This window comes from Pelomonas parva (assembly GCF_043555835.1).
GTDB classification, from domain to species: domain Bacteria; phylum Pseudomonadota; class Gammaproteobacteria; order Burkholderiales; family Burkholderiaceae_C; genus Pelomonas; species Pelomonas parva.
Map to the genome: position 1 here is coordinate 494,804 of NZ_JBIGHV010000005.1, position 19,911 is coordinate 514,714.

Sequence of the window (19,911 nt, forward strand, 5' to 3'; positions counted from 1 at the left end):
GCCCAGGACTGGCAGTTTTCGGACATGCCCCTGAGGCGGGCCGAAAGAGGGCTAGTCGGCGAACCAGGCGTCGGGGTAGGTCTTGCGGAGCTGGGCCACGACACCGGTATCGACGAGGTGCTGGTAGGCGGCGCGGATGCGCTGGGCGCCGTCATCGCTCATCGTCGTGCCGGCGACGGCGTAGAACTCCTGGGCCTGTTTGATCGGCGTGATGCCCACGCCCTCGCCACCGGCTCGCGTGTCGAGGGTGCGCAGCACCGGCTCCGGGCCGAAGACGGCGTCGACGATGCCGCGGTTCAGCAGGGCCAGCAGTTCGTTGAAATCCTTGCCCTCGACGAGCTGGGGGACGCCGGTGGCCGCCAGCAGGCTGTGGGCGGCCGACGCGCGCAACACACCGACGCGCAGCGACTTCAACGCCGCCAAGTCACCCAGGACGGCCCCGAGCGGCTGGCGTGTGATGACGGCATAGCGGAAGCGCCCCACGGGGAAAAGCCAGCGGTATTGCGCCTCGCGCTCGAACGTGCGAGTCACGACGAGGGCGGCGTGCGCCTGGCCGGTCTGCAGCATGCGGAACGCCCGCGCCCAGGGGTAGATGTGCAGATCGGCGACCACGCCAGCCTGCTTGACGACGCGCTGGAAGAGCTGGAACGCATAGCCCTCGGGGCCCTTGGCGCCGCGCCACAGGAAGGGCGGAATGTCGTGGCTGACCCAGACCGGCGACGCGGCCCGGGCGCCACCACCCAGCGCTGCCAGCAGGCAGGCCAGAGTGGGCGTGAAGGCGCGGCGCGAGAACATGGCGGAGGCTGGAATGCCCCCGACTCTAGCCGGAGCCCGCGACTCTCACATGGCTTTGAACAGGTGGACGTAGGCGCGGCTGACCGGCAACTCGTTGCCTTTGCCACGGATGCGCACGAACAGTCGGCTCTGCTCGTCACGGCGGGTGCCGGCGAGGTGGTCGAGGTTGATGATGGTGGAGCGGTGCACCTGCCAGAAGCGGTCGGGGTCCAACTGCCCGGCCAGCTCGAAGATGGGCGTGCGGATCAGGTGCTCGGCCGTGGCCGTCTGCACGATGGTGTATTTGTCGTCGGCGTGGAAGAACAGCACATCGTCGACGGCCACCTGGTGCATCAGTTCGCCCTGGGCGGCGCGGATGTAGCGCAGCCGGGTGGGCGCCGCACCTGCCGCCGGCAGCAGGCGCTTGAGGGTCTCGGCCAACGCACCGTCAACGCTTGCGGTGGGCTCGGCGCGCAGGCGCTCCACGCAGCGAGCCAGGCGGTCGGCCTTCAGCGGCTTGAGCAGGTAGTCGACGGCGCGCGCCTCGAAGGCGTCGACGGCGTACTGGTCGTAGGCCGTCACGAACACGACGCGCGTCTCGCCCTCGATGCCCTGCGCCACCTCCAGCCCCGTCAGGCCAGGCATCTGGATGTCGAGGAAGGCCACGTCCGGCTCCAGCTCGGCGATGGCCTCGGCGGCCTCGATGCCGTGGGCGGCAATCCTGACGATCTGCAGCTCGGGCCAGGCCTGGGCCAGCTGTGCCTGGAGGTACTGGGCCAGATGGGGTTCGTCGTCGGCGATCAGTGCGGTGGGCATGGCTTCAGATGGGGAGTGGAAGTTGGATGCGGGAGCGCGTGCCGCCGCCGTCGCGCGGCTGCAGTGTGAGCGTGGCGGCGGCGCCCCAGCGGGCGGCCAGGCGGGCGCGGATGTTGGCCAGCGCAACGCCGTTGCCGCTGCGGCGCTGGGGGCCGTCCAGCCCCAGGCCGTCGTCCTCGACATCGAGCACCAGCGCACCGGCCTCGCGCCGCGCGCTGACGACGATCTCGCCGCCACCGATCTTGGGCTCCAGGCCATGGTGAACGGCGTTCTCGACCAGCGGCTGCAACAGCAGCGGCGGCAGCTCGAAGCCGCTCAGGTCGGCCGGCAGGTCCAGGCTCACGCGCAGCCGCTCGCCCATGCGCACCTGCATCAGGCCGAGGTAGGCCTCCAGCATCGCGAACTCCTGGGCCAGCGTCGTCGCATCGCCGCGCAGCTGGCCCAGGCTGGCGCGCAGGTAGTCGGTGAAGCGCTCCAGTATCAGCTTGGCCCGCACGGGGTCGAAGTCGATGAGGCTCTGCACATTGGCCAGCGTGTTGAACAGGAAGTGTGGCTCGATCTGGCCCTGCAGCAGACGCAGCTGCGCCTCGGTGACGCGGGCCTGCAAGGCCTCCTGCTTCCAACGTGCGCGGTAGCGCAGGCCCAGGAACACGGAAATGAAGGCCGAGATGCCGAGGAACTGGGCCCAGAAGCCCGGCTTGGCCATCGCCCGGTACCAGCCGGGCGTGGTCCAGACGAGGTCCACTGCCGCCAGGCCGAAGATGACGCCGATGGCCGAGCAGCCGACCGACAGGCCCGTGTAGAACACGCCGGCACGCCAGTCCCGCCAGCCGACGATGGCGTCCAGCCAGCGCTGCGGAGCGAGCTTCTCGAAGCCGCGAAAGGCGAGGAAGAAGCAGGCCGTCACGCAGGCGCTGACGAGCAGGTGGGGCGGTACGTCGTGCCGCCACCAGTGCACGTTGCCGAGCCGCCCGTGCTGCACGCCGTGGATGCTGGCAAAGAAGAAGCCGAAGCCCAGCATCCAGATCAGGCAGATCAGCAGCCGCACGCGCAGCCGGTCGGGCCGGTGCTTCATCAGCGTGCGCTGGTGGCGCAGGGCCTGGGCGAATTCCTCGGTAAACGTCATGGGGCGCGAGTGTAGGAAGCGCTTGAGGCATGCCCCTTGCATGAGCGACGGATCGACAGCCGACACGACGGATGGACAGACACGCGCGCTGCCTACAATCCGCCGCGATTTCAACACCAGCTTTCCAAGGGCATCCATGCAGGTTCACGCTTCCATCTTCAAGGCCTACGACATCCGTGGCGTCGTCGGCCAGACCTTGAACGAGGAGCTCGCAGAGCACCTGGGCCGCGCCTTCGGCACCGAGGCCAAGGCCCTGGGCGAAAAGGCCGTCGCCGTCGGCCGTGACGGCCGCCTGTCCGGCCCCGGCCTCGTCGCCGCCCTGGTGCGCGGCCTGCGCTCCACCGGCCTCGATGTCGTCGACATCGGCGCCGTGACGACGCCCATGCTCTATTACGTCGCCGCCACGCGCGCCAAGCATGGCTGCAGCTCCGGCATCATGGTCACGGGCAGCCACAACCCCAAGGACTACAACGGCTTCAAGATGGTGCTCCAGGGTGCGGCCGTCTACGGTGAGCAGATCCAGCGTCTGCGCCAGCGCATCGAGGCCGAGGACTACGCCAAGGGCCGCGGCCGTGGCGCCAAGATGGACATCGTCCCCGAGTACACGCACCGCGTCGTCAACGACTGCAAGCTGGCCCGCCCGATGAAGATCGTCGTCGACAGCGGCAACGGCATCCCCGGTGCCTCGGCCCCGGCCATCCTGCGCGCGTTGGGCTGCGAAGTCATCGACATCTTCTCCAAGGTCGACGGCGACTTCCCCAACCATCACCCGGACCCGAGCCGCCCCGAGAACCTGGAAGACTTGAAGCGCGTCGTCCACGCCACCGGCGCCGAGCTGGGCCTGGCCTTCGACGGCGACGGCGACCGCCTCGGCATCGTCACCAAGGACGGCGAAATGATCATGCCGGACCGCCAGATCATGCTGATCGCCGCCGACATCCTGAAGCGCAACAAGGGCGCCCAGATCATCTTCGACGTCAAGTGCACGCAGCGCCTGGCACCGTGGATCAAGAAGCATGGCGGCAAGCCGCTGATGTGGATGACCGGCCACTCGCTGGCCAAGGCCAAGCTGAAGGAAACCGGCGCGCCGCTGGCCGGCGAGCTGTCGGGCCACATCTTCTTTGCCGAGCGCTGGTACGGCTTCGACGACGCGATGTACACGGCCGGCCGCATGCTGGAGATCCTTTCACGCGCCAAGGACCCGAGCGCCGTGCTGAAGGCCTTGCCGAACAGCTTCAACACGCCAGAGATCAATGTGCCTTGCGCCGAGGGCGAGCACCACGAGGTCGTCAAGAAGCTCAAGGAGCTGGTGACCAAGGCCGACCTGCCCGGCGTGCTGGAGATCAACACCATCGACGGCATGCGCTTCGAATATGCGGACGGCTTTGGCCTCATCCGCCCGTCCAACACGACGCCGGTGCTGGTGCTGCGCTTCGAGGGCCACACGCCCGAGGCGCTGGAGCGCATCCAGCATGACGTGCTGGCGCAGCTCAAGCGGGTGAAGCCGGACGCGCAGTTCGCGGCCGGCCACTGATGGCGCTGTGGGGTTATGCCGCGCTGCTGCGGCTGCTGACCCCGTTCTATCTGCTGCGCCTTTGGCGGCGCGGCGGCAGGGAGCCGCTCTACCGGCATGCGCTCGGTGAGCGGCTCGGCTTTTTTGCTGGCAGCACGGCGTCTGGCCGGCTGTGGATTCATGCGGTGTCACTCGGCGAGACGCGCGCTGCCAGCGCGCTCATAGCCGCGCTGCGAGCCCGCGACCCGGCGCTCAGGTTCCTGCTGACCCATTCGACCGCGACCGGCCGTGAAGCGGGACAAGCGCTGCTGAAAGACGGCGACGCCCAGGCCTGGCTGCCCTACGACACGCCGGGCGCGGTGCGCCGCTTCCTGCGCCATTGGCAGCCGAGGCTGGGCGTGCTGATGGAGACCGAGGTCTGGCCGACGCTGCAGTTCGAGGCTCAGCGGGCCGGTGTGCCCATGGTGCTGGCCAACGCGCGCCTGTCCAGCAAGAGCCTGCACCAGGGGCAGCGGCTGCGTCCTCTGATGCACCCGGCCGCGCGCCGCATCACGCTGGCGCTGGCGCAGACCGAGGCCGACGCGGAACGTATCCGCATGATGGGGACTGTGCGCGTGGGGGTGGCTGGCAACCTGAAGTACGACATTGCCGTCGACCCCGCGCTGATCGCTAGCGGCCAGGCCTGGGCGGCGCGACTCGGCCGGCCCGTCGTCATGCTGGCCGTCAGCCGCGAAGGCGAAGAGGCGGCGCTGTTGGCCGACTGGCTGAAGCGCCCTGCCCCGCGCCCGCTGCTGGCCATCGTGCCGCGCCACCCGCAGCGCTTCGACGAGATTGCCGCACTCATCGAATCCGCCGGCTTCAAGCTCGCCCGCCGCAGCGGCTGGGCCGACGAGCCACCGCAAGAAGCCCTGCAGGCCGACGTCTGGCTGGGCGACTCGATGCGCGAGATGCCGCTGTACTACGGCCTGGCCAGCGTCGCTTTGCTGGGCGGCAGCTTCGAGCCGCTGGGCGGGCAGAACCTCATCGAGGCGGCCGCCTGCGGCTGCCCAGTACTGGCCGGGCCGCACACCTTCAACTTCGCCGAGGCGACGGAACTGGCCCTGGCGGCCGGCGCCGCCCAGCGTTGCGCGAACCTGGCCGACGCCGTCGCTCGCGGCCTCGCGCTGTGTGGCGACGCCGCAGCCCGTGAGGCCATGGGCGCCGCCGCCCTCGCCTTCTCTGCCGCCCACCGCGGCGCGGCTGCGCGCATGGCGGCAGCCATCCTTTCGGAGAGTCCATGAACCGCACCGCCGCCATCCGCTGGGCCCTGCAGGGGCTGTTCGTGCTGTCGGGCTGCGCGGCGCTGATCTACCAGTCCATCTGGTCGCACTACCTGGGCCTGACGCTGGGCCACGCGGCCTATGCGCAGACGCTGGTGCTGATGATGTTCATGGGCGGCATGGCGCTGGGCGCCTGGCTCGTCAGCCGCATGACGCAGTCGCTGCGCCGGCCGGTGGCGGTCTATGCCGGCGCGGAGGCGCTGATCGGCGTCATGGGCCTGGCCTTCCACAGCGTCTTCGTGGCTTACAGCAGCTACAGCCAGGCGACCGTGCTGCCCGCGCTGGCGAGTGCCGATGCCGCGACGGCCTGGCAATGGCTGAGCGCCGCCGCGCTGATCGCGCCGCAGACGGTGCTGCTGGGCGCCACCTTCCCGCTGATCGCCGCCGGCGTCATGCGCATGGCCGGCAGCCAGCAGGGGCAGACGCTGGGCGGCCTGTACTTCACCAATGGCATCGGCGCAGCGCTGGGCGCGCTGGTGGCCACCTTCGTGCTGCTGCCGGCGCTGGGCATGCCGGGCGCGCTGAACGTGGCGGGCTGGCTGAACCTCGCCGTCGCGGCGGCCAGCCTGGCCCTGAGCGCTGCCTTGCGCGAGGGCCAGCCGGCCGGCAGCAGCGCGGCGCCCACGCAGGGCAGCGCAGACGGCCCGGGCCGCCTGCTGCCGGCGCTGCTGATGGCGACCTGCCTGTCCAGCGCGGCGTCCTTCGCCTACGAACTGGGCTGGGTGCGCATGCTGAACCAGGCGCTGGGCAGCAGCCTGCACAGCTTCGAGCTGATGCTGGCCGCCTTCATCGCCGGCCTGGCGTTCGGCGGCCTGTGGGTGCGCCGCGTCGGCGACCGCATCCAGGACCTGGTGCGCTACGCCGGCTTTGTGCAGGTGGCCATGGGGCTGTTCGCGATGGCGTCGGTCGCGCTGCTCGGCAATGCCTACCACTGGGTGCCGGCCATCCTGGAGGCGCTGGGCAAGACGCAGGCGGGCTATGTGCTCTACAACGTGGCCACGGCGGGCATCGCCATCCTCATCATGGCGCCGGCCGCGTTCTGCGCGGGCATGACGCTGCCGCTGTTCACGGCGGCACTGCTGCGGCGCGGCGCGGGCGAGCGCGCCATCGGCCAGGTCTACGCGGCCAACACGCTGGGCGCCATCGTCGGCGTGCTCATCGCCGCCCATGTGCTGATGCCGGCCATCGGCGTGGGCATGACCGTGCTGCTGGCCGGCGCGGTCGACCTGGCCATCGGCCTGGTGATGCTGCGGGCGCTGAGCCCCGGCCGCTGGGCGCCGGCCGTCATCGCTGCGGGCGGCGTCGGCGCCGTCGTGCTGGGCGGCTTACTGCACTGGGGCCTGCCGGACCGGCTGCTGCAGTCGGCCGGCGTGTTCCGCTACGGTCGCACCGACATGACCGGGCGCGAGCTGCTGTTCTACCGCGATGGCGCCACGGCCAGCATCTCGGTCGTCAAGCAGCCGGGCGCCGTCGTCATCTCCACCAACGGCAAGCCCGACGCGGGCCTGACCGCGTTGATGCAGCCGCCCAGCCCCGACGAGATCACGATGCTGATGCTCGCCGCGCTGCCGCTGGCCGTGCACCCGCAGCCCGAGGAGATCGCCGTCATCGGCTGGGGCTCGGGCCTGAGCACGCACACGCTGCTGGGCTCGCCGGTACCGAAGCGCGTCGACACCATCGAGATCGAGCGCGCCATGTGGGAAGGCGCCAAGCTGTTCGCGCCGCGCAATTCACGCGCCTACCTGGACCCGCGCTCGGAGGCGCATTTCGAGGACGCGCGCGAGTTCTTCGCCCGCGGCCAGCGGCGCTACGACGTGGTCGTGTCCGAGCCGTCCAACCCCTGGGTGAGCGGCGTGGCCAGCCTGTTCACGCAGGAGTTCTACCGCGGCGTGAAGCGCAGCCTCAAGCCCGGCGGCATGCTGGTGCAGTGGGTGCACAGCTACGAGATCTCCGACGCGCTGCTGGCCGAGATGATCGCGGCGCTGCTGCAGGAGTTCCCGGGCGCCGAGATCTACGCCGCCAGCACGGCCGACCTGATCATCCTGGCGCCGCTGGACGGGCTGGTGGCGCCGGGCAACGCGCCCTGGCAGTCACCGCTGCTGGCGGCCGAGTTGCGCCGCGTGGGCCTGGCCGGGCCGACGGACCTGGCTGTGCGCCGCATCGGCGGGCCGGCGGTGTTGCGCACCTATGTGCGGCTGCAGGGCGGCAAGCCGCATTCGGACTTCTTCCCCACCGTGTCGCTGTTCGCGCCGCAGCAGCGCTTTCGCGGCGTGCGCGCGGGTCAGCTGATGCGCCTGGCCAGCGACGGCCTGCCGCTGCTGCCCGTGCTGGACTGCCGCAAGACCTGGCCCCGCGCCGAAGCCATCCGGCCCAGCACCGACCAGACCATGGTGCAGGCGCGTGAGCAAGCCGTGCGGGCGGCCGAGCGCTTCAGCGGTCGCAGCCCGGGCCAGGGCCGCGGCGAGGGCCTGAGCCGCCTCGTCGACGCGCTGAAGCTGCAGCGCCTGCCCGCCACGCCGCTGGATGCGGACTCGTTGCTGATCTACGCCGCCAACCTGGCCGAAGCCGTCCTCGCCCATGTGCCGGCGACCGAGCAGCAGGCGCTGTGGGACCCGGCCGCTTGGCGCAAGGCCCAGCCAGGCTTGAGCCCGGGGATGCTGGAACTGCTGACGCTCTACGACGCCACCGGGCGCCGGGACTGGGCGGTCGTCGACCAGTCCGCCACGCGGCTGCTGCAAGGGGCGCTGAACCCCGCGCCGGCCGGCGTCAAGGAACAGGCGCTGGTGCTGGGCATGCTGGCCGGCCTGGCGCTGGGCCAGCCGGATGCCGTGCAGAGCCGCGAGGCGCGCTGGGCAGCGACGGTGCCGCCGGCCTCGCAGGCCGAGATCAGGCGCTTTCTGAAGGCCTGGGAGGAAGGCGGCGAGGCGGTGTGCGCGGCGGCCCGCGAACGGGGCGGCTGAGAGGCGCCGCTCACCCTTTCAGGGCCCCACCCGCTTCCAGAGCTGGATGCTCTTGTCCACCCAGCCGTTCATCAGCCCCAGCCGCGCCAGCCTGTACATCGCGCGGGCGATGCGGCCGCGCATCTCCGGCGTGTTGCAGGCCGAGCGGTGCGACAGCGTCAGGTACAGCGGCTCGCTGGCCACGGCGACCTGCAGCGGCTTGATGCCATCGATGTTCAATCGAGCCTGGTAGGCGGCGGCCGGGCTGTCTTCGTAGACCAGGTAGTCGACGCGCGAGCGTTGCAGCATCTGCAGCGCCTGCTCCAGGCTCGCCACCTGGGAGATGTTCAGCTTGTCGCGAGCGTAGCGGTCGAAGTCCTCGCCGAAGCTGTTGCCAATGACGGTCACCCCCTGCAGCGCCGCCAGGTCGCTCCAGCGCCGGTAATCGAGGCGGGTGCCGTCGCGCACCAGCACCACCGAACGCGTCTCGCGCAACGCCGGGTAGAAGTAGTCCATGTACTCGGTGCGCGCCATCGTCAGGAAGGCGCCGGCGATCAGGTCGATGCGGCCGGCGCGCGTCTCCTCCTGCACACGGCCCCAGGGGCCCACGTAGCGCGCCTCGATCGGCAGCCCCAGTTCCTTGGACAGCCAGACCAGCATGTCCGCATTGGCGCCGACCAACCGGTCCTCGTTCTCGGCACTGCGCCACAGATAGGGCGGGTACTGCGGGTTGCCCGAAGCCACCAGTTGCCGGCAGACCGCCGGCGGCGTCTGGGCCTGGGCCCATGCAACCAGCGGCAGAAGCAGCGCGAGCCCCAGCGCCCAGCCTGACCGGCGGATGGGTGGCATCTTCATCGTCGGTGGCTCCTGGTGACGGTCACTCAGCCTTGATCCTGGAGCAGCGTCCGCAGCCCCGCTTCGTCCAGCACGGTAACACCCAGCGTGCGGGCCTTCTCCAGCTTGCTGCCCGCCTCTTCGCCGGCGATGACGTAGCTGGTCTTCTTCGACACCGAGCCGCTGACCTTGCCGCCGGCGTCCTCGATCAAGGCCTGCGCCTCGTCGCGGCTCAGCGTGGGCAGCGTGCCGGTCAGCACCAGCGTCTTGCCCAGCAGCGGGCGCGGCCGGTCGTCGGCCTCGCCAGCGCTTTCCTTCGGCTGCACGCCGGCCGCCAGCAACTGCTCGACGACCTCGCGGTTGTGCGGCTGCGCAAAGAAGGTGTGGATGCTGGCCGCCACGATGGGGCCCACGTCGGCCACCTCCAGCAATTGCTCGACGCTGGCGTTCATCAGCTTGTCCAGCGTGCCGAAGTGCTTCGCCAGCTCCTTGGCCGTCGTCTCGCCGACCTGGCGGATGCCGAGCGAGAACAGGAATCGCGCCAGCGTCGGCGTCTTGCTCTTCTCCAGCGCGTCGACGATGTTCTGCGCGCTCTTCTCGGCCATGCGGTCCAACGCGGCGAGCTTGGCCACGCCGAGCTTGTAGAGGCCCGGCAGGCTCAGCACGATGCCGGCGTCCACCAGCTGCTCGACCAACTTGTCGCCCAGGCCCTCGATGTCCATCGCGCGGCGGCCAGCGAAGTGCAGCATGGCCTGCTTGCGCTGCGCCGGGCAGAACACGCCGCCGGTGCAGCGGTAGTCCATGCCGCCCTTCTCGCGCGCGGCCTCGCTCTTGCAGATGGGGCAGGCGCGCGGCATGCGGAAGTTGGGCACGTAGCTCGGCCGGTCTCCAGGCACCCGGCCTACGACTTCGGGGATCACATCACCGGCGCGGCGGATGACGACCTTGTCGCCCACGCGCACACCCTTGCGACGCATCTCGAACAGGTTGTGCAGCGTCGCGTTGCTGACGGTCGTGCCGCCCACGAACACCGGGTCGAGGCGCGCCACCGGAGTCAGCTTGCCGGTGCGGCCCACTTGCACATCGATGGCCAGCAGCGTCGTCACCTGCTCCTGCGCGGGGTACTTGTGCGCCACGGCCCAGCGCGGCTCGCGGGTCTTGAAGCCCAGCTTTTGCTGCAGCTCGCGGGAGTTGACCTTGTAGACGATGCCGTCGATGTCGAAGGGCAGCGCATCGCGCCTGGCGGCCATGTCCTGGTGGAACTGCACCAGGCCTGCATGCCCGAGGGTCACGACGCGGTCGGCGTTGACCGGCAGGCCGAAAGCCGCGAGTGCGTCGAGCAGCTCAGCGTGCGTGGCGGGAATGTCCCAGCCCTGCACCTCGCCCAGGCCGTAGGCGTAGAAGCACAGCGGCCGCTGGCGCACCAGCGCCGGGTCCAGCTGGCGGATGGCGCCGGCCGCCGTGTTGCGTGGGTTCACGAAGGTCTTCTCGCCGCGCTCGCGCTGGCGCTCGTTCAACTTCTCGAAGTCGTCGCGGCGCATGTAGACCTCGCCGCGCACCTCCAGCACGGCCGGTGCGTCACCGCGCAGGCGCAGCGGGATCTGGCCGATGGTGCGCACGTTCTGCGTCACGTCCTCGCCGGTCTCGCCATCGCCGCGCGTGGCGGCCTGCACGAGCACGCCGGCTTCAAAGCGCAGGCTCATCGCCAGGCCGTCGAACTTCAGCTCGGCCGCGTACTCGACCGGCGGGTCACTGGCCGTCAAGCCCAGTTCGCGGCGCACGCGCGCATCAAACGCAATCGCGCCGCCCTCGGTCGTGTCGGTCTCCGTCGTGATCGACAGCATGGGCACCACATGGCGCACCGGCGTCAGGCCCGGCAGCACCGCGCCGATGACGCGCTGCGTCGGCGAATCCGGCGTCAGCAGCTCGGGGTGGGTGGCCTCGAGGGCCTGCAGCTCGGCGAACAGCTTGTCGTACTCGGCGTCCGGCAGCTCGGGCGCGTCGAGCACGTAGTAGAGGTGGGCGTGGTGGTTCAGCTGGGCGCGCAGCTCGGCGGCGCGCAGGGCGGAGTCGGCAGTCATGCCGCCATTGTCAACGTCAGTCCCGCGCTGCAGGCGCCACCGCCGTGATCATGACCTGGTCGACCCGATAGCTGTCCACGTCCACCACCTCGAAGCGCCAGCCTTCCCACTCGACCACATCGGTTCGGCGCGGGATGCGGCGCAGCATGACCATCAGGAAGCCGGCCAGCGTGTCGTAGGTGCCGGCATGCGGCCAGTGGGCAATGCCCAGCGAGCGTTCCACATCGGGGATGGGCGTGATGCCGTCGGCCAGGAAGCTGCCGTCCTCGCGCCGCACGATCTGCTCCTCGTCGTGCGGCGCGACCAGGCTGCCCATGACCGTGTTCATCACATCGTTCAGCGTGATGACGCCCACCACGCGGCTGTACTCGTTGACGACGACGGCGAAGTCCTCGTGCGCCTCGCGGAACTGGGTCAGCATTTCCGACAGCGTCAGCCGGTCCGGCACGATGAGCACCTTCTTGACCAGCACGCCACCCTCCTCGCGCAGCGACAGCCGCTCGTCGCGCAGCACGCGCTGGAACAGGTCGGTCGCGTCCACATAGCCAACGACCTGGTCCACGTCGCCGTCGCACACCAGGTAGGTCGAGTGCGGCGTGTCAGCGATGCGGGTGCGGATCAGCGCGTCATCGTCGTCGCGCGAGAAGAAGACGATGCGCTCGCGCTCGGTCATCACCGTCTCGACGGTGCGCGTGTCCAGTTCGAACACGTTGGCGATGACCTGCTGCTCCTCGTCGGCCACGACGCCGGCCTGGTAGCCGGCCTCGGTCAGCGCCAGGATGTCGCGGTAGCTGATGGTCTCGTCGCGCTTGGCCGGCAGGCCGAGCAGGCGAATCAGGCCTTCGGTGATGGCGCTGAAGGCCCAGGCCAGCGGCTTGAGCACGCGGCACAGCAGCAGCATGGGGCCGACGAGCGCCATCGCCACTCGCTCGGGCTCGCTCATGGACAGGCGCTTGGGCACCAGGTCGGCCAGCACGATGAACAGCGACGTGATGCTGATGAAGGACGCCGCGAAACCCAGCGTGGCCGCCACTTCGGGTGCCACGACGAGGCGCAGCAGGCCCTCGAAATGAGGCGTGAACGCGCCCTCGCCGATGATGCCGGCCAGGATGGCGACGGTGTTGACGCCGATCTGCACGACGGTGAAGTAGTCGCCGGGGTGCTCCTGCACGGCCAGCACCTTGGCGGCGCGGGCATCGCCCGAGTCGGCGCGCTGCTGCAGGTTGAGCCGGCGCGACGCGGCCAGCGACAGCTCGGCCATCGAGAAGAAGGCGCTGCCGAGGATCAGCAGGCTGATCAGCAGCAGGCTTGTCACCATTTAGCTGAACAGCCTTCGTGCCGCCGGCGAACCCGCCGCCAGGTCGCGCTCCGCCAGCGCCAGGTAGAGCTTCTTCAACTCCACGTCGATGGACGCGAAGGCATGCAGGCCCAGCACCTGGCCGCGGTCGTCGCAGACCTCGGCCTCCAGGTCGCGCGCCAGGGCACGGGCCGCCTCCTGCCAGAGTGCGAACGGCTCGGCTTCAGCAGGCGTCTGCGGCACGTCCAGCGCCAGCGTCAGCTCGCGCAGCGACAGGGCCTCGGGGTCTTCGGCCAGCGCGGCCTGGGCGTCGAACTGCAGCGTCAGCACGGGCGGCGCGCCCTCTTCCGCCGCCGGCATCACCAGCCGGCCCGGCAGCGCGCCGGCGACGAAGCCGTGGCGGCCGGCGGCCTGCTGCACGAAGCCGGGCGTCCATGCAGCCGCCTTCGCGCGCAGCAGCAGCGCGAGCTGGGCGTCGTGGCTGGCGGCGAACTGGTCCAGCTCGCGGGCGCGGGCGACGACATCCAGCATGTCGGGGAACTGCACATAGCCGCCGATGCCGTCGGCAAAGGCCTGCACCTTCTGCACGAATTCGGAGTACTCGATCTCGTTGAGCGAGCCGCTGCGGTTGGCCATCTTCACGCCGGCCTGGAACTCGCTGTAGCGCAGGCCCGGCGCGGGCAGCTCCCAGTCGCCCGTCTGCGCGTTCAGGCCCTCGATCTGGAAGGGCTTGGTGCCGGCGCGGCGGCTGCCGGGCTGATGCTGCAGCGCCAGCTCGCCGGACACGGGTGCCTCGACGGTGATGGTGGCAATCGCGTCGATCAGCGCGTCCACCCGCGAGGACGGCCGGCGCGGCGGGCGCGCCACGGCGGGCAGGGTCACTTCCAGCGGGTCAATTGCCCCGTCGCCGGCCTCGCCGGCTTCGGCCGAGGCGGTGGGGGCCAGGTCGAAGTGCGGCTCCTCCTGCGGCGGCAAGGCGCGCTTCGGCCCGGCCTTGCGCGCCGTCCAGGCGCCATGGGCGACGACGGCAATCAGCACCAGGCCGCCGAGGATGGCCAGCAGCGTCGTCAGGCTGACATTGCTCATGCCGCCTCCGCCATGGCCAGCGCCTTGTCCATGTCGACCGCGACGATGCGCGACACGCCTTGCTCCTGCATCGTCACGCCAATCAGTTGTTCAGCCATTTCCATCGCAATCTTGTTGTGCGAGATGAAGAGAAATTGCGTACCGGCGCTCATCTTGGTGACCAGCCGCGCATAACGCTCGGTGTTGGCGTCGTCCAGCGGCGCGTCCACTTCGTCCAGCAGGCAGAAGGGCGCGGGGTTGAGCTGGAAGATCGCGAACACCAGCGCAATCGCCGTCAGCGCCTTCTCGCCGCCGGACAGCAGGTGGATGGTGCTGTTCTTCTTGCCCGGCGGCTGGGCGAGTACCTGCACGCCCGCGTCCAGGATCTCGTCGCCCGTCATCACCAGCCGCGCCTCGCCACCGCCAAACAGCTCGGGGAACATGCGGCCGAAGTGGTCGTTGACCTGGTTGAAGGTCGAGCCCAGCAGGTCGCGCGTCTCAAGGTCGATCTTGTGGATCGCATCTTCCAGCGTCTTGATGGCCGAGTTCAGGTCGGCGCATTGCGCGTCGAGGAAGGTCTTGCGTTCGCGGGCGCTGGTCAGTTCGTCCAGCGCGGCCAGGTTGACGGCGCCTAACGCAGCAATCTCGCGGTTGATGCGATCGATCTCGCTCTGCAGGCCGTGGAGCTTGACGCCGCCTTCTTCGACCGACTTGGCCAGCGCTTCGAGATCGACGGCGGCGGCTTCGAGCTGCTCGCGGTATTGCGCGCCGCCAAGCTGGGCGGCCTGCTCTTCCAGCTGCAGCTTGGTGATGGCCTCGCGCAACGGGTCCAGGCTGCGCTCGAAGCTCATGCGTTGTTCGTCGGCCTTGCGCAGGCGCAGCGAAAGGTCGTCGTAGTTCGCGCGCACGGCGGCCAGCGCCTGCTCGCGTTCGACCTTCAGCGCCAGCGCCTCCTGCAGGCCGTTCTGCGCCGCCACGTCGTTGAAGCCGTCCAACTCTGTCTGCAGGCTGGCGGCGGATGCGGCGACAGTGGCGATCTGGGCTTGCGCCGTCTCGATACCACGCTGCAGCTCGCCACGTCGCGCGGCCAGGGCCTGCGTGGCAAAGCGGGCCTCCTGGGCGCGGCGCTCCAGCGCACGCAGCTGCTCGCGGGCGTCGGCCAGCTTGCGCTCGGCGGCGATGGTGCCGTCTTCCAGTTCGGCATGGCGCTGCTGCGCGTCGCCGAGCTGGATGTCCAACTCCTCGAAGCGCGCCTCGCCCACGGCGCGGCGCTCCTGCAGGCCTTCCTGCTGGGCGGCAATCTCCGCCAGCTCGGCGTCCAGCGCGCTGCGGCGCTGCTGGCTGGCCTCGGCCTGCTGGGAGAGGCGCAGCAGCTCGACGTGAATCTGGTGGGCGCGCGTCTGCGCCTCGCTGGCCTCGCGGCGCAACGTGGTCAGGCGGCCGTTGGCGTCGTTGAACTGATGCTCGATGCGGGAGAGCGTGAGGCGCGCTTCGTCGGCAATGAGGTTCTGCGCGCGCTGGGCCGTCGTCAGCTGTTCGATCTCCTGAGCGCGGGCAAGCAGCCCGGCCTGCTCGGAGTCGGGCGCGTAGAAGGTCACCGAGAACTGGCCGACCGCGTGGCCGGCCGGCGTCAGGATCAGCTCGCCGTGCGTGAGCTTGCCGCGTGCGGCCAAAGCTTCATCCAGCGTCGGCGCGGTGTAGACGCCTTCCAGCCAGTCGTTCAGCAGCGCGCTCAGGCCGGCGTCATTCAGGCGCAGCAATTCGCTGAGCTTGGGCAGCGTCTCGTGCGTGTTGGCTATTGATCCCGTCGGCGTCGAATAGAAGGCCAGCCGCGCGGGCGGCGCGTCGGCTTCAAACGCGCGCACCGTGTCCAGCCGGCCCACGCTAAGGGCGCCCATGCGCTCGCGCAGCGCGGCTTCGAGCGCGTTCTCCCAGCCGTGTTCGATATGCAGCTTGGTCCACAGACCTTGCAGCCCGTCCAGCCCGTGCTTGGCCAGCCAGGGCTTGAGCTTGCCTTCGGTCTGCACTTTCTCCTGCAGCGCCTTCAGTGCCTCCAGGCGGGCGGTCAGCTCGGACTGCTTCGCCAGTTGCGCGTTGGAGTACTGCTGGGCGTTGCGGCGCTGCTCTTCGAGGTGCGGCACCTGCTCGGCCAGCTCCTGCAGGCGGGCGTCTGACAGGTCGCGCGCCTCATCGGCCGCAGCGGCGCGTTCGCGCAGCGCTTCCAACGCCTCGTGATCGGGCGCACCCAACGCACGCGACTCGGCCGTCAGCCGGTCCTCGCGCTGGCGCAGCGCCCTCGCCTGCTCGTCCACGCTGCGGCTCTCGGCCGCCAGCACCTGGATCTGCTGCTGCACCTGGGTCACCAGCGTGCGCTGCTCGTTGGCGCGGGCCTGGGCGGCACGCACGGCGTCCTCCGTCTGCGGCAGCTGGGCCTGCTGCTCTTCGGCCTGGGCAGCCAGGATCTCGCTCTGCTCGTCGGCGCCGGCGATCTGCTCGGCGATGCCTTCCAGCTCGGCGGCGGACTGCTCCGCGCGCTCGCGCCACTGCTGGTCCTGGGCATGCAGCTCGGCCAGGCGGGCCTGGGCGCGGTTGCGGCTTTCGACGACGAAGCGGATGCGCTCCTCCAGCCGACTCACTTCCAGCTGCGCCTCGGCATAACGGCCTTGTGACGCGTGCAGCTCGTCGCCGGCGGCGTAGTGCGACTGGCGCACCTCCTCCAGCGTCGCCTCGACGGCGCGCAGCTCGGCCGTGCGGGATTCCAGCGCGTTGACAGCCTCGGCATGCGCCGTCTTCACGCGCGTCGCCTCGTTGCCGGCGTCGCGCGCCTTCAGGAACCACAGCTGGTGCAGCTTCAGCGTGCCGCTGTCCTGCAGGCCGCGGTAGGTGGCCGCCACCTCGGCCTGGCGTTCCAGCTTTTCGAGGTTGGCGTTCAGCTCGCGCAGGATGTCGTCGACGCGCGTCAGGTTCTCGCGCGTGTCCTTGAGCCGGTTCTCGGTCTCGCGGCGGCGTTCCTTGTACTTGGACACGCCGGCCGCTTCTTCCAGGAACAGGCGCAGCTCCTCCGGCTTGCTCTCGATGATGCGAGAGATGGTGCCCTGGCCGATGATGGCGTAGGCGCGCGGGCCCAGGCCGGTGCCGAGGAAGACGTCCTGCACGTCACGCCTGCGCACCGGCTGGTTGTTGATGAAGTAGCTGCTGGTGCCGTCACGCGTCAGCACGCGCTTGACGGCGATCTCGGTGAACTGGTTCCACGGGCCGCCTGCCCGCGCGGACTGGTTGTCGAACACCAGCTCCACGCTGGCCCGCCCCGCCGGCTTGCGGTTGCCGCTGCCGTTGAAGATGACGTCCTGCATGGACTCGCCGCGCAGCTCGCTGGCCTTGCTCTCGCCCAGCACCCAGCGCACCGCGTCCATGATGTTGGACTTGCCGCAGCCGTTCGGGCCCACCACGCCGACGAGCTGCCCGGGCAGCTGGAAGGTCGTGGGTTCGGCAAAGGACTTGAAGCCGGCGAGCTTGATCGAATTCAGCCGCATGGAGGAAGGTTCGTAAGCCCTTGATTTGGCTAAAGAAAAGCGCCTTTTACGGGCGCTTCGATGGGGCCGGATGATAGCATTCGGCCCCTCACAGATTGCCCCTGCACCATGGCTACCAAGAAGTCCACCGCCGCCCCCGCCCCGAAGAAGAAGCCCAAGATGCGCGAGGTGCCGCCGAATCCGCCGAGCAAGCCGAGCAAGGACATCCTGGTCTTTCCGAACCCGAATCCCGAGCGCGACTACGTCATCCAGTTCCAGGTGCCCGAGTTCACCTGCCACTGCCCGCTGACCGGCCAGCCTGACTTCGCCCACTTCACCATCGACATGATTGCGGACGAGCTCTGCGTCGAGCTGAAGAGCCTGAAGATGTACTTCTGGAGCTACCGCGACGAGGGCTCGTTCCACGAGAAGGTCACCAACAAGATCCTCGACGACATCGTCAAGGTCACCGACCCGCGCTTCATCCGCATCTCCGCCAAGTGGTATGTGCGTGGCGGCATCTACACCAATGTGGTGGCCGAGCATCGCAAGGCCGGCTGGACGCCTGCACCACGAGTGGACCTGCCGGCGCACGGGTTTGAATCGGGGATGCTGGGCCGATGAATCCGTTGCTGGAACGGCTCAATCCCTACCCGTTCGAGCGCCTGCGCGAGCTGACGGCGGGCATCACGCCCAACCTGGATCTGGCGCCGATCTCGTTGGGCATTGGCGAACCCCGCCATGCGGCGCCGGCCTTGATCGCGGAAGCCATCAACGGCGCGATGAAGAGCCTGGCCGCCTACCCCGCCACCGCCGGCACGCCCGCGCTGCGCGAGGCGATTGCCGCGTGGATCTCGCGCCGCTACGGCCTGACGCTGAACCCGGTGGCGCAGGTCCTGCCCGTCAATGGCTCGCGCGAGGCGCTGTTCGCCATCGCGCAGACCGTGGTGGATGCGACCCGCCCCGGCGCCACGGTCGTGTGCCCCAACCCCTTCTATCAAATCTACGAAGGCGCGGCGCTGCTGGCCGGTGCCGAGGTCGTCTTCGCGAACTCCGACCCGGCGCGCAACTTCGCCGTGGACTGGAGCCAGATCGATGAGGCCACCTGGGCCAAGACGCAGTTGCTCTACGTCTGCTCGCCCGGCAACCCCAGCGGCGCCGTCATGCCGCTGTCCGAATGGCAGGCGCTGTTCGAGCTGAGCGACCGCCACGGGTTCGTCATCGCCTCGGACGAGTGCTACTCCGAAATCTACTTCCGCGACGAAGCCCCGCTGGGCGGCCTGGAAGCTGCCGCCAGGTTGGGCCGCCACGACTTCAAGAACCTCATCTCGTTCACATCGCTGTCCAAGCGCTCCAACGTGCCGGGCCTGCGCTCGGGCTTCGTGGCCGGCGACGCGGCGCTGCTGAAGAAGTTCCTGCTCTACCGCACCTACCACGGCAGCGCCATGAGCCCGATCGTGCAGGCGGCCAGCATCGCCGCCTGGGGCGACGAGGCCCATGTCATCGACAACCGTGCTCGCTATCGGCACAAGTTCGCCGAAGTGACACCACTGCTGGCCGACGTGCTGGATGTCGCCCTGCCCGACGCGGGCTTCTATCTCTGGGCCGCCGTCCCCGGAGGCGACGACATCGCCTTCGCCCAGGGCCTGCTCGCTCAATACAATCTGGCCGTTCTGCCGGGCAGTCTGCTGGCCCGGGAAGCCCATGGCAGCAACCCTGGCGCCGGACGCATCCGCCTGGCCCTGGTGGCCGACGAGGCCGAATGCCTCGAAGCCGCGCACCGCATCATTTCCTTTACGAAATCCCGCTGATGAACACCGCTGAACTGCAAAGCCTGATCGACCTCGCCTGGGACAACCGAGCGGCCCTGGACCCCACCAACGCGCCAGAGCTGCGCCAGGCCGTCGATCATGTCATCGCCGAGCTGGACGCCGGCCGCCTGCGCGTGGCCACGCGCGAGAGCGTCGGCCAGTGGACCGTGCACCAGTGGGTCAAGAAGGCCGTGCTGCTGTCCTTCCGCCTGAACGACAACCGCATCATGGGCGACAAGGAACTGACCTTCTTCGACAAGGTGCCGACCAAGTACGCCGGCTGGAGCGACGAACAACTGCGCGCCAGCGGCGTGCGCATCGTGCCGCCCGCCGTCGCGCGCCGTGGCAGCTTCCAGGCCAAGAACGTCGTGCTGATGCCCAGCTACGTGAACATCGGCGCCTATGTCGACGAAGGCGCGATGGTCGACACCTGGGCCACGGTCGGCTCCTGCGCGCAGATCGGCAAGAACGTGCACCTCTCCGGCGGCGTCGGCATCGGCGGCGTGCTGGAGCCGCTGCAGGCCAACCCGACCATCATCGAAGACAACTGCTTCATCGGCGCTCGCTCGGAAGTCGTCGAAGGCGTCATCGTCGAAGAGAACTCGGTCATCTCCATGGGCGTCTACATCGGCCAGAGCACGCCGATCTACGACCGCGCGACCGACACCGTCAGCTATGGCCGCATCCCGGCCGGCTCCGTCGTCATCTCGGGCTCGCTGCCCAAGGACGGTGGCCGCTACTCGCTGTACGCGGCCATCATCGTCAAGCGGGTCGACGCGCAGACGCGCTCCAAGACCAGCATCAACGAACTGCTGCGCGCCTGA

14 protein-coding genes are annotated in these 19,911 nt (G+C 69.5%); 6 read left to right on the top strand and 8 right to left on the bottom strand.

The genetic code is table 11. From position 1 onward, the window contains the following. Positions 1–51: 51 nt before the first annotated feature. From ACG00Y_RS16120 to ACG00Y_RS16130, 3 genes are read right to left on the bottom strand one after another with little or no spacing between them, the layout of a single operon-like run. Positions 52–795 carry a substrate-binding periplasmic protein gene (locus ACG00Y_RS16120; RefSeq protein ID WP_394480531.1) on the bottom strand — a complete coding sequence of 248 codons (744 nt, stop codon included), beginning with the start codon at positions 793–795 and terminating at the stop codon, positions 52–54. Between the two features lie 45 nt (positions 796–840). Beyond that, on the bottom strand, positions 841–1,590 hold the full coding sequence (locus ACG00Y_RS16125; RefSeq protein ID WP_394480533.1) for a LytR/AlgR family response regulator transcription factor: 750 nt from the start codon (positions 1,588–1,590) through the stop codon (positions 841–843). A gap of 4 nt (positions 1,591–1,594) precedes the next feature. Beyond that, positions 1,595–2,716 (bottom strand): sensor histidine kinase, encoded by a 1,122-nt coding sequence (locus ACG00Y_RS16130; protein WP_394480534.1) that lies wholly within the window; start codon positions 2,714–2,716, stop codon positions 1,595–1,597. Between the two features lie 136 nt (positions 2,717–2,852). Between ACG00Y_RS16130 and ACG00Y_RS16135 the strand changes: the two genes are divergently transcribed. The 3 genes from ACG00Y_RS16135 to ACG00Y_RS16145 are packed head-to-tail and all read left to right on the top strand — an operon-like array spanning position 2,853 to position 8,508. Then, positions 2,853–4,250 carry a phosphomannomutase/phosphoglucomutase gene (locus ACG00Y_RS16135; RefSeq protein ID WP_394480536.1) on the top strand — a complete coding sequence of 466 codons (1,398 nt, stop codon included), beginning with the start codon at positions 2,853–2,855 and terminating at the stop codon, positions 4,248–4,250. Next, positions 4,250–5,509 (top strand): 3-deoxy-D-manno-octulosonic acid transferase, encoded by a 1,260-nt coding sequence (locus ACG00Y_RS16140; RefSeq protein WP_394480538.1) that lies wholly within the window; start codon positions 4,250–4,252, stop codon positions 5,507–5,509. The genes ACG00Y_RS16135 and ACG00Y_RS16140 overlap by 1 nt, the downstream gene beginning before the upstream one ends. Further along, positions 5,506–8,508: a spermine/spermidine synthase domain-containing protein gene (locus tag ACG00Y_RS16145; RefSeq protein ID WP_394480539.1), complete on the top strand. Its 3,003-nt coding sequence runs from the start codon at positions 5,506–5,508 to the stop codon at positions 8,506–8,508. Before ACG00Y_RS16140 ends, ACG00Y_RS16145 begins: the two co-directional genes overlap by 4 nt. Positions 8,509–8,526: 18 nt before the next feature. Here ACG00Y_RS16145 and ACG00Y_RS16150 read toward each other — a convergent pair whose 3' ends face one another. The 5 genes from ACG00Y_RS16150 to smc are packed head-to-tail and all read right to left on the bottom strand — an operon-like array spanning position 8,527 to position 17,297. After that, positions 8,527–9,342: a substrate-binding periplasmic protein gene (locus ACG00Y_RS16150; RefSeq protein ID WP_394480540.1), complete on the bottom strand. Its 816-nt coding sequence runs from the start codon at positions 9,340–9,342 to the stop codon at positions 8,527–8,529. A 26-nt stretch (positions 9,343–9,368) separates the two neighbouring features. After that, positions 9,369–11,402, bottom strand: a complete 2,034-nt coding sequence (gene ligA, locus ACG00Y_RS16155; protein ID WP_394480542.1) for an NAD-dependent DNA ligase LigA — start codon at positions 11,400–11,402, stop codon at positions 9,369–9,371. Between the two features lie 16 nt (positions 11,403–11,418). Further along, positions 11,419–12,720 (bottom strand): polyamine export protein PaeA, encoded by a 1,302-nt coding sequence (gene paeA, locus ACG00Y_RS16160; protein WP_394480544.1) that lies wholly within the window; start codon positions 12,718–12,720, stop codon positions 11,419–11,421. Further along, a complete protein-coding gene (locus tag ACG00Y_RS16165; RefSeq protein WP_394480546.1) occupies positions 12,721–13,785 on the bottom strand; it encodes a cell division protein ZipA C-terminal FtsZ-binding domain-containing protein in 1,065 nt (354 codons plus the stop codon). After that, complete coding sequence (gene smc, locus ACG00Y_RS16170; protein ID WP_394480547.1) at positions 13,782–17,297, bottom strand: chromosome segregation protein SMC; 3,516 nt, start codon at positions 17,295–17,297, stop codon at positions 13,782–13,784. Before smc ends, ACG00Y_RS16165 begins: the two co-directional genes overlap by 4 nt. 159 nt (positions 17,298–17,456) lie before the next feature. On the opposite strand from smc, the gene queF reads away from it, so the two are divergent. The 3 genes from queF to dapD are packed head-to-tail and all read left to right on the top strand — an operon-like array spanning position 17,457 to position 19,911. Continuing rightward, positions 17,457–17,900, top strand: a complete 444-nt coding sequence (gene queF, locus ACG00Y_RS16175) for a preQ(1) synthase (RefSeq protein ID WP_394480634.1) — start codon at positions 17,457–17,459, stop codon at positions 17,898–17,900. Continuing rightward, positions 17,897–19,087 (top strand): succinyldiaminopimelate transaminase, encoded by a 1,191-nt coding sequence (gene dapC / locus ACG00Y_RS16180; protein WP_394480549.1) that lies wholly within the window; start codon positions 17,897–17,899, stop codon positions 19,085–19,087. The genes queF and dapC overlap by 4 nt, the downstream gene beginning before the upstream one ends. Further along, positions 19,087–19,911 (top strand): 2,3,4,5-tetrahydropyridine-2,6-dicarboxylate N-succinyltransferase, encoded by an 825-nt coding sequence (dapD, locus tag ACG00Y_RS16185; protein ID WP_394480551.1) that lies wholly within the window; start codon positions 19,087–19,089, stop codon positions 19,909–19,911. Before dapC ends, dapD begins: the two co-directional genes overlap by 1 nt.